Below are 609 nucleotides of genomic sequence, written 5' to 3'. Positions count from 1 at the left end.
GAGTCGTACTCGTTCATCTGACAGCCGTGGGTTTTGATATACAGTTTTTTGGTTTTCTCAGTCATGGTGTGGCGACAAGCCGATAGAAAATGGGCCGACATTATAGCGGTGTCAACGGCTAAAGCCCAATGAGTTCGGTGCTTTGAGATGACATGTGGTATGATCCGCCGCCGCGCGAGCGGTCGCTTTTGCGCTTGCGAGATCGTTACTGTTTGCTAGAGAACTGTGTGCTTTATGGCTAAGTCCCCAATCTATAAGGTGATTTTTCACAACAACAACCAGGTGTATGAGCTGTATGCCCGCGCGATATACCAGAGCGAGCTGTACGGTTTTATTGAGGTTGAAGAGTTTGTTTTCGGTGATCCAGGGCAAATTGTCGTCAATCCGGGTGAAGAAAAGCTGAAAAATGAGTTCAGTGGTGTGACTCGTAGTTACCTGCCGATGCACTCGATTATTCGTGTGGATGAAGTGGAAAAAGAGGGGCCGGGCAAGATTCTGGATGCCGAGGGTGGCAGCAATGTGCGGCATTTCCCCATGGGCGGTCAGCCGATACCTAAGGGGCCCTCGGGCGAGTAGGGCGCAATAAAAAAGGGGCCAATCGGCCCCTTT

Annotated in this window: 1 protein-coding gene; it reads left to right on the top strand. The window is 50.7% G+C overall.

Translation table 11 applies throughout. The annotated features are described in order from the left end of the window. Nucleotides 1–234: 234 nt before the first annotated feature. The gene (locus tag B3K78_RS08480) at nt 235–576 is read left to right on the top strand and encodes a DUF1820 family protein (RefSeq protein ID WP_027874607.1); all 342 of its coding nucleotides are present in this window, start codon (nt 235–237) and stop codon (nt 574–576) included. Nucleotides 577–609 lie beyond the last annotated feature (33 nt).

It is taken from the genome of Spongiibacter sp. UBA1325, assembly GCF_002306875.1.
Taxonomy (GTDB): Bacteria; Pseudomonadota; Gammaproteobacteria; order Pseudomonadales; family Spongiibacteraceae; genus Spongiibacter; species Spongiibacter marinus.
Note: the sequence above shows the minus strand (reverse complement) of the source record. Positions and strands in the feature narration are given on the sequence as shown.